The following is a 567-nucleotide window of genomic DNA, read 5'->3' as shown; positions in this document are numbered from 1 at the left end:
ATGGTGGGGACTCATAGGAGACTGCCGGGGTCAACTCGGAGGAAGGTGGGGATGACGTCAAATCATCATGCCCCTTATGTCTTGGGCTTCACGCATGCTACAATGGCCGGTACAAAGGGCTGCGATACCGTAAGGTGGAGCGAATCCCAAAAAGCCGGTCTCAGTTCGGATTGAGGTCTGCAACTCGACCTCATGAAGTCGGAGTCGCTAGTAATCGCAGATCAGCAACGCTGCGGTGAATACGTTCCCGGGCCTTGTACACACCGCCCGTCAAGTCACGAAAGTCGGTAACACCCGAAGCCAGTGGCCCAACCCTTTTGGGGGGGAGCTGTCTAAGGTGGGATTGGCGATTGGGACTAAGTCGTAACAAGGTAGCCGTACCGGAAGGTGCGGCTGGATCACCTCCTTTCTAAGGAGCACCTACCGGCAGGTCTGCGGATCTGGCTGGTCAGGACCTGCACCAGGACCGAATGTGTTCTGGCAGGGCTCATGGATGGAACATCGACATGGCCGGCAGCTTGGCTGCTTGATCAGTACGCCTCCTTCGTGGGGTTGGAACACTCGAGC

1 rRNA gene is annotated in these 567 nt (G+C 57.1%); it reads left to right on the top strand.

Going from position 1 to position 567, the window contains the following annotated elements:
• Positions 1 to 409, top strand: a 16S ribosomal RNA gene (locus tag QQX13_RS13770); the annotation flags it as partial.
• Positions 410 to 567 lie beyond the last annotated feature (158 nt).

Source organism: Demequina lignilytica (assembly GCF_030418375.1).
GTDB classification, from domain to species: Bacteria; Actinomycetota; Actinomycetes; order Actinomycetales; family Demequinaceae; genus Demequina; species Demequina lignilytica.
The sequence above is the reverse complement of the archived record's forward strand: the minus strand, read 5'-3'. Positions and strand labels throughout refer to the sequence as shown.